Origin of the sequence: Planococcus donghaensis (assembly GCF_001687665.2) — a bacterium.
GTDB lineage: Bacteria > Bacillota > Bacilli > Bacillales_A > Planococcaceae > Planococcus > Planococcus donghaensis.
The window spans coordinates 129,131-146,014 of record NZ_CP016543.2; the positions used below are offsets into that span (position 1 = coordinate 129,131).

A 16,884-nucleotide genomic window follows, 5' to 3' on the forward strand; every position below is an offset into this window, starting at 1 on the left:
AATGCCTCTCCGAGTGCTGAGTCGAAACAAGTAGACCAGACGTTTTGCCTGCGTTATAGGCTTTCGAGAGAAAAGGACGTTTTGTTCTTTTAATCAGAGTGGAACCGCGCAATTATGCGTCTCTGTCATTTACATGACAGGGGCGCTTTTTATTTTGGAACAGAAAGGAAGCGAGAAAAATGTTTAAGTTATTAAAAGACGATGTTGATGTCATTTTTGAACAAGATCCAGCAGCGCGTAATTATTGGGAAGTTATTCTTACGTATTCCGGTCTTCATGCCATTTGGTCGCACCGGCTGGCACATTTTTTCTTTAAGAATAAATTATTCTTTATTGCGCGTGTTATTTCCCAGATTAGTCGGTTTTTTACCGGAATCGAAATTCATCCAGGCGCCGTAATTGGCAGTCGGTTCTTTATTGACCATGGCATGGGTGTTGTGATTGGAGAAACATGTGAAATCGGCGATAATGTGACCTTATATCAAGGAGTAACATTAGGCGGTACGGGAAAAGAACGTGGCAAACGTCATCCGACATTAGAAGATAACGTATTGGTGGCGACTGGAGCTAAAGTTTTAGGATCTATCGTTATCGGTGCAAATTCCAAAGTTGGAGCGGGTTCGGTTGTTCTAAAAAATGTCCCAGTGAATTCTACAGTAGTGGGAATTCCAGGGAAAGTGGTTATACAAAATGGTGTGAAAGTAAAGCAAGATTTAAATCATCAAAATATGCCCGATCCTGTCATGGATAAATGTGATGGTATGGAAGCGAAAATTGCTCAATTGCAGCATGAAATAGAACAGTTAAAAACATCAACGCAGAGAGAAGGGCGAGGTTTATGAGTATCCAAATTTTTAATTCGTTGTCACGACAAAAAGAAGAGTTTATTCCTTTAGAAGAAGGCAAAGTAAAAATGTATGTCTGCGGTCCAACGGTTTACAATTACATTCATATCGGCAATGCTCGCCCGGTTATCGTGTATGATACGGTGCGTCGTCATTTGCAGTACCGGGGTTACGATGTGAAATATGTATCAAACTTCACAGATGTTGACGATAAATTAATTAAAGCAGCGAATGAACTTGGTCAAGAAGTTCCTGAAATTGCAGAGCGTTTTATCGCTGCTTATTTTGAAAATACAAAAGCGCTTGGTTGCGCAGAAGCGGATGTCCATCCGTTAGTAACCGATCATATGGCACAAATTATTGAATTTATCGTGGCATTGATTGAAAAAGGCTATGCTTATGAGTCGCAAGGTGACGTGTATTATAGAACGCGTAAATTTGAGGGCTACGGCAAATTGTCCCATCAATCTGTCGACGAATTAAAAATAGGCGCCCGAGTTGAAACAGGTGATAAAAAAGAAGATGAGCTAGATTTCGTTTTATGGAAAGCTGCCAAACCGAAAGAAATTTCATGGGATAGTCCATGGGGTAAAGGACGTCCAGGCTGGCACATTGAATGCTCGGTGATGGCACGTGAGCATTTAGGTGATACGATTGATATTCACGCAGGTGGACAAGATTTAACGTTCCCCCATCACGAAAATGAAATTGCCCAATCCGAAGCATTTACAGGAAAACCATTTGCGCATTATTGGATGCATAACGGGTATATTAATATTGATAACGAGAAAATGTCGAAGTCATTAAATAACTTTGTGTTGGTAAATGACATATTAAAAGAACTAGACCCACAAGTGCTACGCTTTTTCATGCTATCTGTTCATTACCGCCACCCAATCAACTACTCACAGCAATTGGTAGAAGATGCAGTAGCAGGACTTGAACGTTTACGCACAGCATATGCAAACTTGAAACACCGTTTGAGCGCGTCTGCCGACTTAGGCGATCATTCGGATACGTGGGTGCACAAAATCGAAGAAATCAAGACTGCGTTTATTGAAACTATGGACGATGACTTTAATACAGCAAATGCGATTTCAAGCTTGTTCGATTTGTCTCGTTTGTCGAATACGTATTTACTCGAAAAACAAACAGCAACATCCGTTTTAGAAACATTCATTGCGGTGTTTGATGAATTGGCGGGTATACTAGGATTGCCATTCAACCAACAAGAAGAATTACTAGACGAAGAAGTTGAAGCCTTAATGGCAGAGCGTATTGAAGCACGGAAAAACCGTGACTTTGCTCGTGCAGATGAGATTCGTGATTTATTCAAAGAGAAAAACATAATTTTAGAAGATACAGCACAAGGGACACGCTGGAAGCGAGGGCAATAAATTGAATGTGTTACGAAAAAATGATGTAGATCAATTAAATGCATTGGCTCTTGCGTATATGGGAGATGCGGTTTACGAACAAGCGGTACGTGAGCACTTATTGCGTTCGGGTCGCTCAAAACCGAATATTTTGCATCGTCAATCCACGACTTTTGTTTCGGCTAAAGCGCAAGCAGTGGTGCTGAAGCGACTAACAGAAGAAGAATTTTTAACAGAAGCGGAACTAGCGGTCATGAGACGCGGCCGCAACGCTAAGTCCGGATCGGTTCCTAAAAATACCGACGTACAAACCTATAATTTCAGTACCGCCTTTGAAGCGGTACTGGGATGGTTGTATTTAAAAGAAGAGCAAGCGCGTGTGGACGAAATCATTTCCTATGCGATTGAAATAATTGAAGAGCTGGGAGGCGTATTGAAATGACGGAAGAAGAGTTGGTACCAGAAATTATTGGTGGGAAAAACCCAGTACTCGAAGCGTTAAGAGCAGACCGTGATATCAATAAAATCTGGATTGCTGAAGGCGTACAGAAAAAAGGCATTACCGAATTATTGCAGTTAGCGAAAGATAAAGGCGTTATTGTTCAATCTGTTCCAAAGAAAAAAATCGATGGCTTAACTGATACCAATCACCAAGGCATTGCAGCAGCGGTAGCTGCTTATAACTACGCAAGCTTGGATGATTTGTTTGACGCAGCCTCAGCGAAAAATGAAGATCCGTTTTTCTTGATCTTAGATGAGCTAGAAGATCCACATAATTTAGGGTCTATTATGAGAACGGCTGATGCAATTGGTGTTCACGGATTAATCATTCCAAAGCGTCGTGCAGTTGGTTTAACGGGGGTTGTTGCAAAAGCTTCAACCGGTGCAATTGAACATGTGCCAGTTGTTCGCATTAATAACTTGTCACAAACTGTAGATGAACTAAAAAAGCGTGGAGTTTGGATTGCAGGTACTGATGCAAAAGAATCGGTGGATTATCGAAGAATGGATGCAGCTTTACCACTCGCAGTTATTATCGGCAGTGAAGGCAAAGGCATGAGCCGAATTTTACGTGAGAAATGTGATTTCTTGTATCAATTGCCGATGATTGGACACGTGACGTCGCTCAATGCTTCAGTAGCAGCAAGCTTATTGATGTACGAAGTTTACAGAAAGCGCAATCCATTAGGTTGATGCGATGAATATTCTGCTAGTTGATGGATATAACATCATTGGAGACTGGGTAGAACTGCAAGAACTAAAAAAAGATAAATTGGCAAATGCCAGAGATCGTTTGATTGAGCGAATGGCAGAATACCGGAGCTACAAAGGATGGCGCGTAATTATTGTGTTTGACGCCCATCTGGTTCCGGGAATCGAAGCTAAAAATCTTCACCACGATGTGGAAGTCATTTACACAAAAGAAAGTGAAACAGCGGATGAGCGGATTGAGAAACTTGTAGCAAGTCTACATAACCGCCGCGACCAAATTTATGTGGCGACATCGGATTTAACCGAACAATGGGTCATTTTTGGCAAAGGCGCGTTGCGAATTTCAGCACGCGAATTGGAAATTGAAATGGTTGAAATCCAGGAGAATATCACTAAAAAAGTAAAAGAAATCCAAGAGCAGCGTGGGATTTCTAAAATACCATTGTCTGGAGAAGTAGCCGAAATTTTCGAAAAATGGCGAAGAGGCTTGAAATGAACGGTTGACGCTCATTTTTTCCTTCATGTATACTGAGGATATCGAGGCTCACGCAATCGGAGGGATCAGCCGTGGAAAATCATGAGCAAGTTCAGCTTCAACGATTCACCGACATGACAGATGAAGAACTTGTCAGTTTAGTACACAGTGGAAACACGGAGGCATTGGATTTTTTAATAACGAAGTTCCGGCCTTTTGTTCGAATGAAAGCGCGGTCGTATTTCCTGATTGGTGCTGATAAAGAAGACATTATTCAAGAAGGTATGATTGGTTTATACAAGGCGATTCGGGATTTTAAGAGCGATAAATTATCTTCCTTTCGTGCATTTGCAGAACTATGCATTATCCGTCAAATCATTACCGCCATTAAAACGGCAACGCGTCAAAAGCATATTCCGCTGAATTCATATATTTCCTTGGACAAACCAATTTACGATGAAGAGTCTGACCGCACGTTAATGGATGTATTAACCGGAAACGGTGTAGACGATCCGGAAGATTTGATTATTCATAATGAAGAATTTCAGTATATGGAAGAGAAAATGGGCGAAGTACTTAGCGAATTAGAACGAGAAGTGCTGGCACTTTATCTTGATGGTCAATCTTATCAAGAAATCTCAGAAAAGCTTGAGCGTCACGTGAAATCGATTGATAACGCCTTGCAACGAGTCAAACGAAAATTAGAACGCCACTTGCAGATTAATGAGATGCCTAGCTCTTGATGCGCGGTTGACATGTCTGTTTTAAGGTGATAACCTTGAAAAAGCTGTAAACTTGAATAAGGTGATAAAATGGCTAAAAAAATTGCATTAAGCTGCTCAAAATGTGCAACTCGTAATTATACGGTTCCTGCGAAAGCAGAATCTAGCACACGTTTGGAACTCAAAAAATTCTGTGCTCATTGTAATGAGCATACCGTGCATAAACAAACGATATGAATTTTAACTGAATGCCGGACGATATAGAGTGATTTTGAAATTCGGAGGTTTTTTAAATAATGGGTAACATTGGCAGTTTCTTTAAAAACGTCGTTTCGGAAATGCGGAAAGTTAGCTGGCCAAAACGAAAAGAACTTACACGTTATACAATCGTTGTTCTTGCTACTTGTATTTTTATGGCTCTCTTTTTCACAGTAGTCGATGCAGGTATTTCTAAATTATTCCGTTGGTTCATCGCACTATAAGATCGATAAGAATAATGCATAAAAAATAGCCCGTCATTCTATGAGAACGGGTTTTTTCATTTGGTAAAAAAGGAGGGATGGACGTTTAGTCCGCACGATTATGGAGAAAAATTGGTATGTAGTCCACACCTATTCAGGATATGAAAACAAAGTTAAAGCAAACTTGGAAAAGCGAGTGGAAACTATGGGGATGGAAGATTTGATCTTCCGTGTCATCATTCCTGAAGAACAAGAAACAGATTTTAAAGACGGCAAGAAACGTACAGTAATGCGTAAAACTTTCCCTGGATATGTCTTGGTTGAATTAATCATGACAGATGAATCTTGGTATGTCGTTCGAAATACACCAGGTGTTACCGGGTTTATCGGTTCATCAGGTGGAGGAGCGAAACCAACTCCATTGTTAGATGAAGAAGTTGAATTCATCTTGAAACAAATGGGAATGACGGAACGCAAGGTAGATATCGACTTTGCTGTTGCAGATACAGTTGAAGTTATGGAAGGGCCGTTCGCTAACTTCCAAGGGAAAGTGGAAGAAATTGATGATACAAAAGGCAAAGTTAAAGTGTCGATTGACATCTTCGGACGCGAAACCAAAATGGAACTGGATTTCGAGCAAGTTCAAAAAGTATAAAAGCCACTTGCTATTCTAAATTATTAATGGTATTATTTCATAGGTCAGACTGTCATAGGACACTCTGTACAATTTAGCTAATTCTATCAACATCGTTGACAGACAGATATTGAGTGGGAGGGGAAACCCTATTACCACATCACGGACTTAAGGAGGTGTGTTTCGTGGCTAAAAAAGTTGTTAAAGTTGTAAAATTGCAGATTCCTGCAGCAAAAGCTAATCCAGCGCCACCAGTTGGTCCAGCATTGGGTCAAGCAGGTGTTAACATCATGGGCTTCTGTAAAGAGTTCAACGCGCGTACGGCAGATCAAGCAGGACTGATCATTCCAGTTGAGATTTCAGTATTTGAAGATCGTTCATTTACATTCATTACGAAAACTCCACCCGCAGCTGTTCTATTAAAAGTAGCAGCCGGTATTGAATCAGGTTCAGGCGAACCGAACCGCAATAAAGTAGCGACTGTGAAACGCGACAAAGTTCGCGAAATCGCAGAAACTAAAATGCCAGATCTAAATGCTGCTTCAGTTGAAGCTGCAATGTTGATGGTTGAAGGTACTGCTCGCAGTATGGGAATCGTAATCGAAGACTAATTCGAGCAGTTGTTTTTGGATGGGTTGCGCAGTTCATCATGAGCCGCGCAGCCTTTAATCGTGGGAGGTTCATTCCGTTATACCACAACAAGGAGGACGTTTAAAATGGCTAAAACAGGCAAAAAATTGCAAGACGCAGCAAAATTAATCGACCGTTCTAAACTATACGAAGCGAAAGAAGCTATCGAACTTGCTAAAAAAGCAAGCACAGTAAACTTCGACGCTACAGTAGAAGTGGCTTTCCGTCTAGGAATTGACACGCGTAAGAACGACCAGCAAATCCGTGGAGCAGTAGTACTTCCAAACGGAACTGGTAAAACTCAAAGCGTTTTAGTTTTCGCTAAAGGCGAAAAACTAAAAGAAGCTGAAGCAGCAGGCGCAGATTTCGTAGGCGACGCTGAATATATCCAAAAAATCCAACAAGGATGGTTTGACTTCGACGTGATCGTTGCAACTCCTGATATGATGGGTGAAGTTGGTAAACTTGGACGCGTTTTAGGACCAAAAGGCTTAATGCCAAACCCTAAAACAGGCACAGTTACATTTGATGTAACAAAAGCTGTTCAAGAAATCAAAGCTGGTAAAGTGGAATACCGTGCAGACAAAACAGGTATCATCCATGCGCCAATCGGGAAAGTTTCTTTTGATGACAGCAAACTTGCTGAAAACTTAGAAGCAATCTATGACGTAGTATTAAAAGCGAAGCCATCTTCTGCTAAAGGTACTTACATCAAATCATTGAACGTTACAACTACAATGGGACCTGCTGTTAAAGTAGATCCATCTAAAGTAGTTGCTAAATAAAATATTGACATCGTATTTCCGCTCTGCTATACTAGCGGAGTTGTGAAATACCCATTTGTACCGCAGACAGTAGGGGCGCTAGTCGCTTAATTTATCCCTGCCGAGGACATGATGAATTCAGTAAACATCTTTTTGATGCTGATTTTATGCCTCTGTGTCTGTAATGGACCAGAGGCTTTTCTTATGGACGGTATAAATGAAAAATCTATAGGAGGTGCCAAAATGAGCAAAGCAGTTGAAACGAAAAAAGTTGTCGTGCAAACAATCGCTGATAAATTCAATGCTGCAGCGTCAGTTGTAGTTGTTGATTACCGTGGATTGAACGTTGCACAATTAACAGAACTTCGTAAACAGCTTCGTGAAGCAGGCGTTGAGTTTAAAGTATACAAAAACTCAATGACTCGTCGTGCGACTGAAATGCACGGACTTGAAGCGATCAACGAACACTTTACAGGACCAAACGCAATTGCATTTTCTAACGAAGATGTAGTAGCACCAGCACGTATCATCAACAACTTCGCGAAAGCGAACGAAGCGCTTGAAATTAAAGCGGGTGTTATCGAAGGTGCAGTCGCATCTGCTGAAGACATGAAAGCATTGGCAGAACTTCCATCACGCGAAGGCTTGCTATCTATGCTACTCAGCGTTCTACAAGCTCCAATGCGCAACTTTGCAGCTACAACAAAAGCAGTTGCAGATCAAAAAGAAGAACAAGGCGCTTAATAAGTTAGCCGGCTAAGCACGACAAAAAAATTACCTATCAATAGGAGGAAACTATAATGACACAAGAACAAATCTTAGAATCAATCAAAGAAATGACAGTTCTTCAACTTAACGACCTAGTAAAAGCAATCGAAGAAGAGTTCGGCGTAACTGCTGCTGCTCCTGTTGCTGCAGCTGCAGCTGGTGGCGCTGCTGAAGCAGAGCAAACTGAATTTGACGTAGTTCTTGCTTCTGCAGGCGATTCAAAAATCAAAGTAATCAAAGCAGTACGTGAAGTAACTGGTCTTGGTCTTAAAGAAGCGAAAGCTCTTGTAGACGAAGCTCCTAAAGCAATCAAAGAAGGCGTTTCTAAAGAAGACGCTGAAGAAATCAAAGGCAAACTTGAAGAAGTTGGCGCGTCAGTAGAAGTTAAGTAATTTCATGACTTTATAAAAAAGGAGGAAAGTTCGTCAGTGTATACCGGCGAGCTTTTCTTCTTTTTAATTTATTAAGAAGACGAGCAACGGTCTATAATAAGGTGAATGCAAGGAGGACTAACTATGTCTCAACATTATTATTCCAAAAATCCTCAAACAAAAAGCAATCCTCGAGAATGGACAGACATACTACGAGGCGAGAAATTCCGATTCCAGACTGATGCAGGAGTTTTTAGCAAAAGTGAAGTCGATTTTGGATCGCGGTTATTAATCGAGACATTCCAAGATTCCGCTATAGATGGACCGGTGCTGGATGTCGGCTGCGGTTATGGACCGATTGGAATGACGGTCGCAAAAATATCTCCTCAAAAACAAGTTCATATGGTAGATGTTAATACACGGGCTATTGATTTGGCCAAAACAAACGCAGAGAAAAATAGTATTTCCAACGTTCGAATCTATGAAAGTGATGGATTGAGTGCGGTGGAGGCTAGTGGTTTTTCTGCAATTTTAACAAACCCACCGATTCGGGCAGGTAAAGAAACAATATTTCGTTTTTACGAAGAAGCTGCTGAGAAATTAGCGGACGGTGGATCGTTGTGGGTAGTCATCCAGAAAAAGCAGGGTGCTCCTTCTACACAGGTGAAATTAGAAGAACTTTTTGGTGAAGTAAAAGTGGTCGATAAGAAAAAAGGTTACTTTATTTTTGAAGCTCGAAAAGTTTGACTTGACAAAACGGCTGTGTTATTATAATGAAATGCAAAATTTATTATTTTGAGGTCGTTTGCCCTTTTTCGGGCTACGCATGACGACATAGCTAATCAAGTGTAAACCGAAAATGAGCTGATTTTAGTCTCGTTTTCTTTTTGTCTTTTCGATATCATACACTATTTTGTATAAATCGCAAAGACCTATAATCGTTTTATTGAGGGGTGAATAAGTTGGTAGGTCAACTAGTTCAGTACGGTCAACATCGTCAACGCAGAAGTTTTTCGAGAATCAGTGAAGTGCTGGATCTTCCGAACTTGATTGAAATTCAATCATCATCTTATGAATGGTTTCTCGAAGAAGGACTTCGCGAAATGTTCCGAGATATCTCGCCGATTGAAGATTTCACAGGAAATCTATCGCTCGAGTTTGTTGATTACAGTCTCGCGGAACCGAAGTATCCAGTCGATGAATCGAAAGAGCGCGACGTAACTTATGCAGCACCTTTGCGTGTGAAAGTACGTCTGCACAACAAAGAAACAGATGAAGTAAAAGAGCAAGATGTCTTCATGGGTGATTTCCCGTTAATGACAGAAACAGGTACTTTTGTAATCAACGGCGCAGAACGCGTTATCGTTTCTCAGTTGGTCCGTTCGCCGAGTGTTTATTTCCATGACAAGACAGATAAAAATGGTAAAAAAGGCTTTGGAGCAACTGTTATTCCGAACCGTGGAGCATGGTTAGAATACGAAACAGATGCAAAAGATGTTGTGTATGTCAGAATCGATCGCACGCGTAAATTACCGGTAACGGTTCTTTTAAGAGCGCTTGGTTTCGGATCTGATCAAGAAATCATCGATCTACTTGGAGATAACGAATATCTTCAAAATACACTTGAAAAAGACAATACAGAGAGCACAGACAAAGCGCTTCTTGAAATTTATGAACGCCTGCGCCCTGGTGAGCCACCAACAGTTGAAAGTGCGAAGAGCTTACTATACTCACGCTTCTTCGACCCAAAACGCTATGATTTAGCAAATGTTGGTCGTTATAAAATGAACAAAAAGCTTCATATTAAAAACCGCCTTTTCAATCAGACAATTGCAGAAACATTGGCAGATCCTGAAACAGGCGAAATTTTAGTTGAAGCTGGTACATTGATTGATCGTCGTGTATTGGATCGCTTAATTCCAAACTTAGAAAACGGTGTTGGTTTCCATACGGTTTCTCAAGTAGGTGGCGTTCTAGAAGGCGAAGTTACTTTACAGTCAATCAAAATTTATGCGCCAAACAACGAAGACCAAAAAGAAATTACTGTTATTAGTAATGCTTATATAGAAGATAAGATTAAGCACGTAACACCGGCTGATATTATTTCTTCTATTAGTTACTTCTTTAACCTTCTTTATGGTGTCGGAAACACAGATGATATTGATCATCTTGGTAACCGTCGTCTACGTTCAGTAGGTGAGCTTTTACAGAACCAATTCCGTATCGGTTTATCTCGTATGGAGCGCGTAGTGCGTGAGCGTATGTCGATTAACGATACACAAGCAATCGTGCCTCAGCAATTGATCAATATCCGTCCGGTTATTGCATCAATTAAAGAGTTCTTCGGTAGTTCTCAGCTTTCTCAGTTTATGGATCAAACCAATCCACTTGCTGAACTGACACACAAACGTCGTCTATCGGCGCTTGGACCCGGTGGTTTAACACGTGAACGTGCGGGCTTTGAAGTACGTGATGTTCACTATTCTCATTATGGTCGCATGTGTCCAATTGAAACGCCTGAGGGCCCGAACATTGGATTGATCAACACATTGTCAACATTTGCAAAAGTGAACAAGTTTGGTTTCATTGAAACCCCTTATCGCCGTGTAGATGCTGAAACAGGTGTTGTTACAAAACATATCGATTACTTAACTGCTGATGAAGAAGATAACTATGTAGTGGCTCAAGCCAATTCTAAATTGAATGACGATGGTTCATTCGTAGAAGAAGGCATTGTGGCACGTTTCCGCGGGGAAAACACGATTTACAAACGCGGCAGCATTGACTACATGGATGTTTCTCCAAAACAGGTTGTTTCTGTAGCAACAGCGTGTATCCCGTTCCTTGAAAACGATGACTCCAACCGAGCATTAATGGGAGCGAACATGCAACGTCAAGCGGTTCCGTTATTAAATCCGGAAGCTCCTTTTGTAGGAACTGGAATGGAACATTTGGCAGCGCGTGATTCTGGTGCAGCTGTTGTAGCAAAAAATGATGGTATTGTAGAATTTGTGGAAGCTAAAGAAATTGCAGTCCGCCGCATTGAAGTTGTGGATGGCAATGAAGTTAGAGGCGACCTTGATACTTACAAATTGCAAAAATTCGTTCGTTCTAACCAGGGGACAAGTTATAACCAACGCCCAATCGTTAAAGTTGGAGACCGAGTTTCTAAACGCGACATTCTAGCCGATGGACCTTCAATGGAACGCGGAGAGATGGCATTAGGAAGAAACGTATTGGTTGCCTTCATGACGTGGGATGGCTTTAACTACGAAGATGCGATTATCATGAGTGAACGTTTAGTTAAAGACGATGTTTATACATCTGTTCATATTGAAGAGTACGAATCTGATTCACGTGATACAAAACTAGGGCCAGAAGAAATTACGCGCGATATTCCGAACGTTGGGGAAGACGCATTACGTAACTTGGATGACCGTGGAATTATCCGTGTTGGAGCTGAAGTAAAAGATGGAGATATTCTTGTTGGTAAAGTAACACCTAAAGGGGTTACGGAACTAACTGCTGAAGAACGTCTTTTACATGCTATTTTCGGCGAAAAAGCCCGCGAAGTTCGCGATACTTCATTGCGAGTGCCTCACGGTGCTGGCGGTATTGTATTGGATGTTAAAATCTTCAATCGTGAAGATGGAGACGAACTACCACCGGGTGTTAATCAGTTAGTCCGTGCATACATCGTTCAGAAACGTAAAATTTCTGTTGGTGATAAAATGGCCGGACGTCACGGAAACAAAGGTGTTATTTCAAGAATTTTACCTGAAGAAGATATGCCGTTTATGCCTGATGGCACGCCAGTTGACATTATGTTGAACCCACTTGGTGTACCTTCTCGTATGAATATCGGCCAGGTACTTGAATTACACCTTGGAATGGCTTCTCGTTCACTTGGAATTCATATGGCTTCGTCTGTATTTGATGGAGCAAATGAAGAAGATGTGTTGGAGACAATGGAAGAGTCAGGTATGCCGCGCGATGGTAAAACGATTCTTTACGATGGCCGTTCTGGTGAAGCGTTCGATAACCGTGTGTCTGTAGGGATCATGTATATGATTAAACTTGCCCACATGGTCGACGACAAATTGCACGCACGTTCAACTGGACCGTACTCACTGGTTACACAACAACCATTGGGTGGTAAAGCACAATTCGGCGGACAGCGTTTTGGTGAGATGGAAGTATGGGCACTTGAAGCATATGGTGCAGCTCATACATTACAAGAAATCTTAACGGTTAAATCGGATGATGTTGTAGGTCGCGTAAAAACTTATGAAGCAATTGTTAAAGGTGAAAGTGTACCGGAACCAAGTGTACCGGAATCATTTAAAGTATTAATCAAAGAGCTTCAAAGTTTAGGTATGGACGTTAAAATGTTAACTATTGATGATGAAGAAATTGAGTTACGTGATTTGGATGAAGAAGAAGATCTTCAACCAGCTGACTCATTAAATATCTTACCAATTGCAGATGCAGAAGCACCGGTTGGAACAATTGATTAATAATTACTGGAATCGAGCGGCTTTAACCGGCCGTTCTCCAGTTATTCATTCAGCCATTACCGAGGAAGAGCCGTACAGAAACTCGAGACAAAAGGGAGGTAGGCTCCTTGATAGATGTTAATAATTTTGAGTATATGAAAATCGGATTAGCGTCACCCGATAAAATTCGCTCATGGTCTTATGGAGAAGTCAAAAAGCCAGAAACAATCAATTACCGTACATTAAAACCTGAAAAAGATGGTTTGTTCTGCGAACGTATTTTCGGTCCTACAAAGGATTGGGAATGTCATTGTGGTAAATACAAACGCGTTCGTTATAAAGGTGTTGTCTGTGATCGTTGTGGCGTTGAAGTTACACGTTCAAAAGTTCGCCGTGAGCGCATGGGACACATTGAATTAGCAGCTCCTGTTTCACACATTTGGTATTTCAAAGGAATTCCAAGCCGTATGGGACTTATCCTAGATATGTCTCCACGTTCGCTTGAAGAAGTTATTTACTTCGCTTCTTACGTAGTAATCGACCCTGCGGATACACCACTTGAAAAGAAACAGCTTCTATCTGAAAAAGAATACCGCGCTTACCGTGATAAGTTTGGGAAAAAATTCCAAGCTGCTATGGGAGCAGAAGCAATCAAACGTCTATTGCAAGAAATTGACCTTGAGCGCGAAACGGATTCTTTAAAAGAAGAGTTGAAAACAGCTCAAGGCCAACGCCGCACTCGTGCGATTAAACGCCTTGAAGTCGTAGAGTCATTCCGTAACTCAGGAAACAACCCTGATTGGATGATTTTAGATGTGCTACCTGTTATTCCACCTGAACTACGTCCGATGGTTCAATTAGATGGTGGTCGCTTTGCGACTTCTGATTTAAATGACTTGTATCGCCGCGTAATTAACCGGAATAACCGTTTAAAACGTCTTTTGGATCTGGGTGCACCAAGCATTATCGTTCAAAACGAAAAACGCATGCTTCAAGAAGCTGTTGATGCTTTGATCGATAACGGTCGTCGTGGTCGTCCGGTTACGGGACCAGGTAACCGTCCATTGAAATCTCTTTCTCATATGTTAAAAGGTAAGCAAGGACGTTTCCGTCAAAACCTTCTTGGTAAACGAGTTGATTACTCAGGCCGTTCAGTAATTGTAGTTGGACCTAACCTGAAAATGTATCAATGTGGTTTGCCGAAAGGAATGGCAATCGAGCTGTTTAAACCTTTTGTTATGAAGGAATTGGTTGAACGTGGATTGGCTCACAACATTAAGAGTGCAAAACGCAAAATTGAACGTCTTCATTCTGAAGTTTGGGATGTATTAGAAGATGTGATCAAGGAGCATCCGGTTCTATTGAACCGAGCACCAACTCTTCACAGATTAGGTATCCAGGCATTTGAACCGACACTAGTTGAAGGTAAAGCAATCCGTCTACATCCACTTGTATGTACTGCATACAATGCCGATTTTGATGGTGACCAAATGGCTGTTCACGTACCTTTATCTTCTGAAGCACAAGCTGAAGCAAGATTATTGATGCTTGCAGCTCAAAACATTTTGAATCCAAAAGACGGAAAACCTGTTGTAACACCATCTCAGGATATGGTTTTAGGAAACTATTACTTAACACTTGAGCGTAAAGGTGCTACAGGAGAAGGCGCTACTTTCTCAGGACCTGAAGAAGTTATGATCGCTTATCAAACAGGCCATGTGCATTTGCATACGCGTATTGCGATTCAAGCTGGAGCTGTAAACAACCCGACGTTCACAGAAGAACAAAACAAGATGCTTTTATTGACAACTGTTGGTAAAATTATTTTCAATGAAATTCTGCCGAAGTCATTCCCATATATTAACGAACCGACTGACTTCAACTTGCAGGTAGAAACACCAGCGAAATATTTCGTTCCCACAACGACTGATATTCGTAAGCATATTGAAGAAGCGGAACTTGTAACACCGTTTAAAAAGAAAATTCTTGGTGAAATCATTGCAGAAGTATTCAAACGTTTCCATATTACGGAAACTTCGAAAATGCTTGATCGCATGAAGAGCCTTGGATTTAAATATTCGACACAAGCCGGCATCACTGTTGGTGTGTCAGATATCGTAGTTCTTCCAGATAAGGGAGAAATTTTAATCAGTGCACAAGAAAATGTAGATAAAGTAATGAAACAATTCCGTCGCGGATTGATTACAGAAGAAGAACGATATGCACGTGTCATTTCGTATTGGAGTAATGCAAAAGATATCATTCAAGGTAAATTGATGGCATCTCTTGATAATTTAAATCCAATCTTTATGATGAGTGATTCCGGAGCTCGTGGTAATGCTTCCAACTTTACACAGCTTGCTGGTATGCGCGGATTGATGGCCAACCCGGCTGGGCGTATTATTGAACTTCCGATTAAATCTTCTTTCCGTGAAGGATTGACAGTACTTGAATACTTCATCTCTACCCACGGTGCTCGTAAAGGTCTTGCCGATACAGCACTGAAAACAGCCGATTCTGGTTACTTAACTCGTCGTTTAGTTGACGTTGCACAAGATGCAATTGTCCGCGAAAATGACTGTGGAACAGATAGAGGATTGTTGGTTGGAGCGTTGATGGAAGGTACAGAAGTGATTGAAGAGCTTGATGAGCGTATTGTTGGCCGTCATGCGAAGAAAACAATTCGCCATCCTGAAACAAAAGAAATTATTGTCGCAAAAGACGAATTAATCACACAAGATTTAACTCGTCTTATTGTAGAAGCGGGCATTAAAGAAGTTACAATCCGTTCTGCATTTACATGTAATACAAAACACGGTATTTGTAAGAAATGTTACGGCACGAACTTAGCAACTGGAGACGAAGTTGAAGTGGGCGAAGCAGTAGGTATTATTGCAGCTCAGTCAATCGGTGAGCCAGGAACTCAGCTTACAATGCGTACATTCCATACAGGTGGGGTTGCAGGAGACGATATTACTCAAGGTCTTCCGCGTATCCAAGAAATATTTGAGTCGCGTAATCCTAAAGGTCAAGCAGTTATTTCTGAAATTACAGGTACAGTTACTGAAATTGAAGAAATTCGTGAAGGTCAGAAGGAAGTAACGTTTCAAGGTGATGTTGAAACTCGTAAATATTTAGCTCCTTATAATGCGCGCATTAAAGTTCAAGTAGATGACGCTATTGTACGAGGTGAAGTATTAACAGATGGTTCAATTGATCCGAAACAATTACTTCAAGTAAAAGATGTTCAAGCTGTTCAAGTGTATCTATTGAAAGAAGTTCAAAAGGTATACCGTATGCAGGGTGTAGAAATCGGCGATAAGCACGTAGAAGTTATGGTTCGTCAAATGTTCCGTAAAGTTCGCGTAATTGAAGCCGGAGATACTGAATTGCTACCGGGTTCACTATTGGATATTCACCAATTTACTGAAGCGAATGTAAAAGCGGTTCTAGAAGGTAACTTACCAGCGACAAGCCGTCCTGTAATTCTAGGGATTACAAAAGCTTCTCTTGAAACAGAATCATTCTTATCAGCCGCATCTTTCCAAGAAACGACTCGTGTCTTAACGGATGCAGCGATCAAAGGAAAACGTGATGAGCTACTAGGATTGAAAGAGAACGTTATTATCGGTAAACTTGTTCCAGCTGGAACAGGAATGCAACGTTACCGTCAAATCAAAATTGCTCAAAGCGAAAAAGCAGCGCAGCAAGAAATTGTCGGTACCGAATCATAAAATAGATTTCTTGGATTCCGAGGAGGTTGAAAAATCTCCTCGGAATTTTTCAAGAACTTTGTTGACAGCACTAACATAGGATGATAATATGTTAAGGGTTGATGGTTAACGGTTTGATGCTTTGGAGGATATGCAAATGTCTAATGAAAAAGTAAAACAGACAAGTGAAATAATCATCGGTACAAAGCAGACAGTAAAAGCATTAAAAAGCGGTATTGTCCAAGAAGTAATAGTGGCAAAAGACGCGAACGATCGAATGACCAAACAGATCGTCCATCTAGCTTTAGAAAAAGGTATTCGGATCGAATTTGCAGATTCACGATTAAAGCTTGGCAAAGCATATGGCATTAATGTCGGTGCAGCTGCAGTAGCTATTACTGGATAACAGTTTTTGTG

Annotated in this window: 17 protein-coding genes and 2 other annotated features (1 of these 19 running past the window's edge); all 17 genes read left to right on the plus strand. The window is 41.1% G+C overall.

Going from position 1 to position 16,884, the window contains the following annotated elements; genetic code table 11:
- Window positions 1-127: a binding site (T-box leader), on the plus strand; it begins 91 nt to the left of the window's first position.
- A 52-nt stretch (window positions 128-179) separates the two neighbouring features.
- The 17 genes from epsC (at window position 180) to BCM40_RS00685 (ending at window position 16,873) form a co-directional block, all read left to right on the plus strand.
- Window positions 180-842, plus strand: coding sequence for a serine O-acetyltransferase EpsC (gene epsC, locus BCM40_RS00610; RefSeq protein WP_065527582.1), 663 nt, complete (start codon window positions 180-182; stop codon window positions 840-842).
- A complete protein-coding gene (cysS, locus tag BCM40_RS00615; protein ID WP_065527581.1) occupies window positions 839-2,242 on the plus strand; it encodes a cysteine--tRNA ligase in 1,404 nt (467 codons plus the stop codon). Before epsC ends, cysS begins: the two co-directional genes overlap by 4 nt.
- Before the next feature lies 1 nt (window position 2,243).
- On the plus strand, window positions 2,244-2,663 hold the full coding sequence (locus BCM40_RS00620; protein WP_008497411.1) for a Mini-ribonuclease 3: 420 nt from the start codon (window positions 2,244-2,246) through the stop codon (window positions 2,661-2,663).
- A complete protein-coding gene (gene rlmB, locus BCM40_RS00625) occupies window positions 2,660-3,415 on the plus strand; it encodes a 23S rRNA (guanosine(2251)-2'-O)-methyltransferase RlmB (protein ID WP_065527580.1) in 756 nt (251 codons plus the stop codon). Before BCM40_RS00620 ends, rlmB begins: the two co-directional genes overlap by 4 nt.
- Before the next feature lie 4 nt (window positions 3,416-3,419).
- Window positions 3,420-3,929: an NYN domain-containing protein gene (locus BCM40_RS00630; RefSeq protein ID WP_065527579.1), complete on the plus strand. Its 510-nt coding sequence runs from the start codon at window positions 3,420-3,422 to the stop codon at window positions 3,927-3,929.
- A gap of 71 nt (window positions 3,930-4,000) precedes the next feature.
- Window positions 4,001-4,651 (plus strand): RNA polymerase sporulation sigma factor SigH, encoded by a 651-nt coding sequence (gene sigH / locus BCM40_RS00635; protein ID WP_008432464.1) that lies wholly within the window; start codon window positions 4,001-4,003, stop codon window positions 4,649-4,651.
- A 69-nt stretch (window positions 4,652-4,720) separates the two neighbouring features.
- Complete coding sequence (gene rpmG, locus BCM40_RS16200) at window positions 4,721-4,867, plus strand: 50S ribosomal protein L33 (protein ID WP_008432466.1); 147 nt, start codon at window positions 4,721-4,723, stop codon at window positions 4,865-4,867.
- Window positions 4,868-4,926: 59 nt separating this feature from the next.
- Window positions 4,927-5,112, plus strand: a complete 186-nt coding sequence (secE, locus tag BCM40_RS00640; protein ID WP_008432468.1) for a preprotein translocase subunit SecE — start codon at window positions 4,927-4,929, stop codon at window positions 5,110-5,112.
- Window positions 5,113-5,212: 100 nt separating this feature from the next.
- Window positions 5,213-5,746, plus strand: coding sequence for a transcription termination/antitermination protein NusG (gene nusG / locus BCM40_RS00645; RefSeq protein ID WP_008432469.1), 534 nt, complete (start codon window positions 5,213-5,215; stop codon window positions 5,744-5,746).
- A 164-nt stretch (window positions 5,747-5,910) separates the two neighbouring features.
- Entirely contained in the window at window positions 5,911-6,336 is a 426-nt protein-coding gene (gene rplK, locus BCM40_RS00650; RefSeq protein ID WP_008432470.1) for a 50S ribosomal protein L11, read from the plus strand.
- 105 nt (window positions 6,337-6,441) lie between these two features.
- Window positions 6,442-7,140 (plus strand): 50S ribosomal protein L1, encoded by a 699-nt coding sequence (rplA, locus tag BCM40_RS00655; RefSeq protein ID WP_008432471.1) that lies wholly within the window; start codon window positions 6,442-6,444, stop codon window positions 7,138-7,140.
- Between the two features lie 42 nt (window positions 7,141-7,182).
- Window positions 7,183-7,331 (plus strand) — a sequence feature (ribosomal protein L10 leader region).
- 31 nt (window positions 7,332-7,362) lie between these two features.
- A complete protein-coding gene (rplJ, locus tag BCM40_RS00660; protein ID WP_008432472.1) occupies window positions 7,363-7,863 on the plus strand; it encodes a 50S ribosomal protein L10 in 501 nt (166 codons plus the stop codon).
- 56 nt (window positions 7,864-7,919) lie between these two features.
- Entirely contained in the window at window positions 7,920-8,279 is a 360-nt protein-coding gene (gene rplL / locus BCM40_RS00665; RefSeq protein ID WP_008432473.1) for a 50S ribosomal protein L7/L12, read from the plus strand.
- Between the two features lie 123 nt (window positions 8,280-8,402).
- Complete coding sequence (locus BCM40_RS00670; RefSeq protein ID WP_065527578.1) at window positions 8,403-9,005, plus strand: class I SAM-dependent methyltransferase; 603 nt, start codon at window positions 8,403-8,405, stop codon at window positions 9,003-9,005.
- 215 nt (window positions 9,006-9,220) lie between these two features.
- Window positions 9,221-12,775, plus strand: a complete 3,555-nt coding sequence (rpoB, locus tag BCM40_RS00675; protein ID WP_008432475.1) for a DNA-directed RNA polymerase subunit beta — start codon at window positions 9,221-9,223, stop codon at window positions 12,773-12,775.
- Between the two features lie 107 nt (window positions 12,776-12,882).
- Window positions 12,883-16,488: a DNA-directed RNA polymerase subunit beta' gene (rpoC, locus tag BCM40_RS00680; RefSeq protein WP_065527577.1), complete on the plus strand. Its 3,606-nt coding sequence runs from the start codon at window positions 12,883-12,885 to the stop codon at window positions 16,486-16,488.
- A 136-nt stretch (window positions 16,489-16,624) separates the two neighbouring features.
- Complete coding sequence (locus BCM40_RS00685) at window positions 16,625-16,873, plus strand: ribosomal L7Ae/L30e/S12e/Gadd45 family protein (RefSeq protein ID WP_065527576.1); 249 nt, start codon at window positions 16,625-16,627, stop codon at window positions 16,871-16,873.
- The last annotated feature ends 11 nt before the right edge of the window (window positions 16,874-16,884 follow it).

What these genes read in the sequence shown, in the direction of transcription:
- epsC (WP_065527582.1), top strand. Translation starts at nt 180, where the DNA reads ATGTTTAAGTTATTAAAAGACGATGTTGATGTCATTTTTGAACAAGAT.
- cysS (WP_065527581.1), top strand. Translation starts at nt 839, where the DNA reads ATGAGTATCCAAATTTTTAATTCGTTGTCACGACAAAAAGAAGAGTTT.
- rlmB (WP_065527580.1), top strand. Translation starts at nt 2,660, where the DNA reads ATGACGGAAGAAGAGTTGGTACCAGAAATTATTGGTGGGAAAAACCCA.
- BCM40_RS00630 (WP_065527579.1), top strand. Translation starts at nt 3,420, where the DNA reads ATGAATATTCTGCTAGTTGATGGATATAACATCATTGGAGACTGGGTA.
- rpmG (WP_008432466.1), top strand. Translation starts at nt 4,721, where the DNA reads ATGGCTAAAAAAATTGCATTAAGCTGCTCAAAATGTGCAACTCGTAAT.
- secE (WP_008432468.1), top strand. Translation starts at nt 4,927, where the DNA reads ATGGGTAACATTGGCAGTTTCTTTAAAAACGTCGTTTCGGAAATGCGG.
- nusG (WP_008432469.1), top strand. Translation starts at nt 5,213, where the DNA reads ATGGAGAAAAATTGGTATGTAGTCCACACCTATTCAGGATATGAAAAC.
- rplA (WP_008432471.1), top strand. Translation starts at nt 6,442, where the DNA reads ATGGCTAAAACAGGCAAAAAATTGCAAGACGCAGCAAAATTAATCGAC.
- rplJ (WP_008432472.1), top strand. Translation starts at nt 7,363, where the DNA reads ATGAGCAAAGCAGTTGAAACGAAAAAAGTTGTCGTGCAAACAATCGCT.
- rplL (WP_008432473.1), top strand. Translation starts at nt 7,920, where the DNA reads ATGACACAAGAACAAATCTTAGAATCAATCAAAGAAATGACAGTTCTT.
- BCM40_RS00670 (WP_065527578.1), top strand. Translation starts at nt 8,403, where the DNA reads ATGTCTCAACATTATTATTCCAAAAATCCTCAAACAAAAAGCAATCCT.
- BCM40_RS00685 (WP_065527576.1), top strand. Translation starts at nt 16,625, where the DNA reads ATGTCTAATGAAAAAGTAAAACAGACAAGTGAAATAATCATCGGTACA.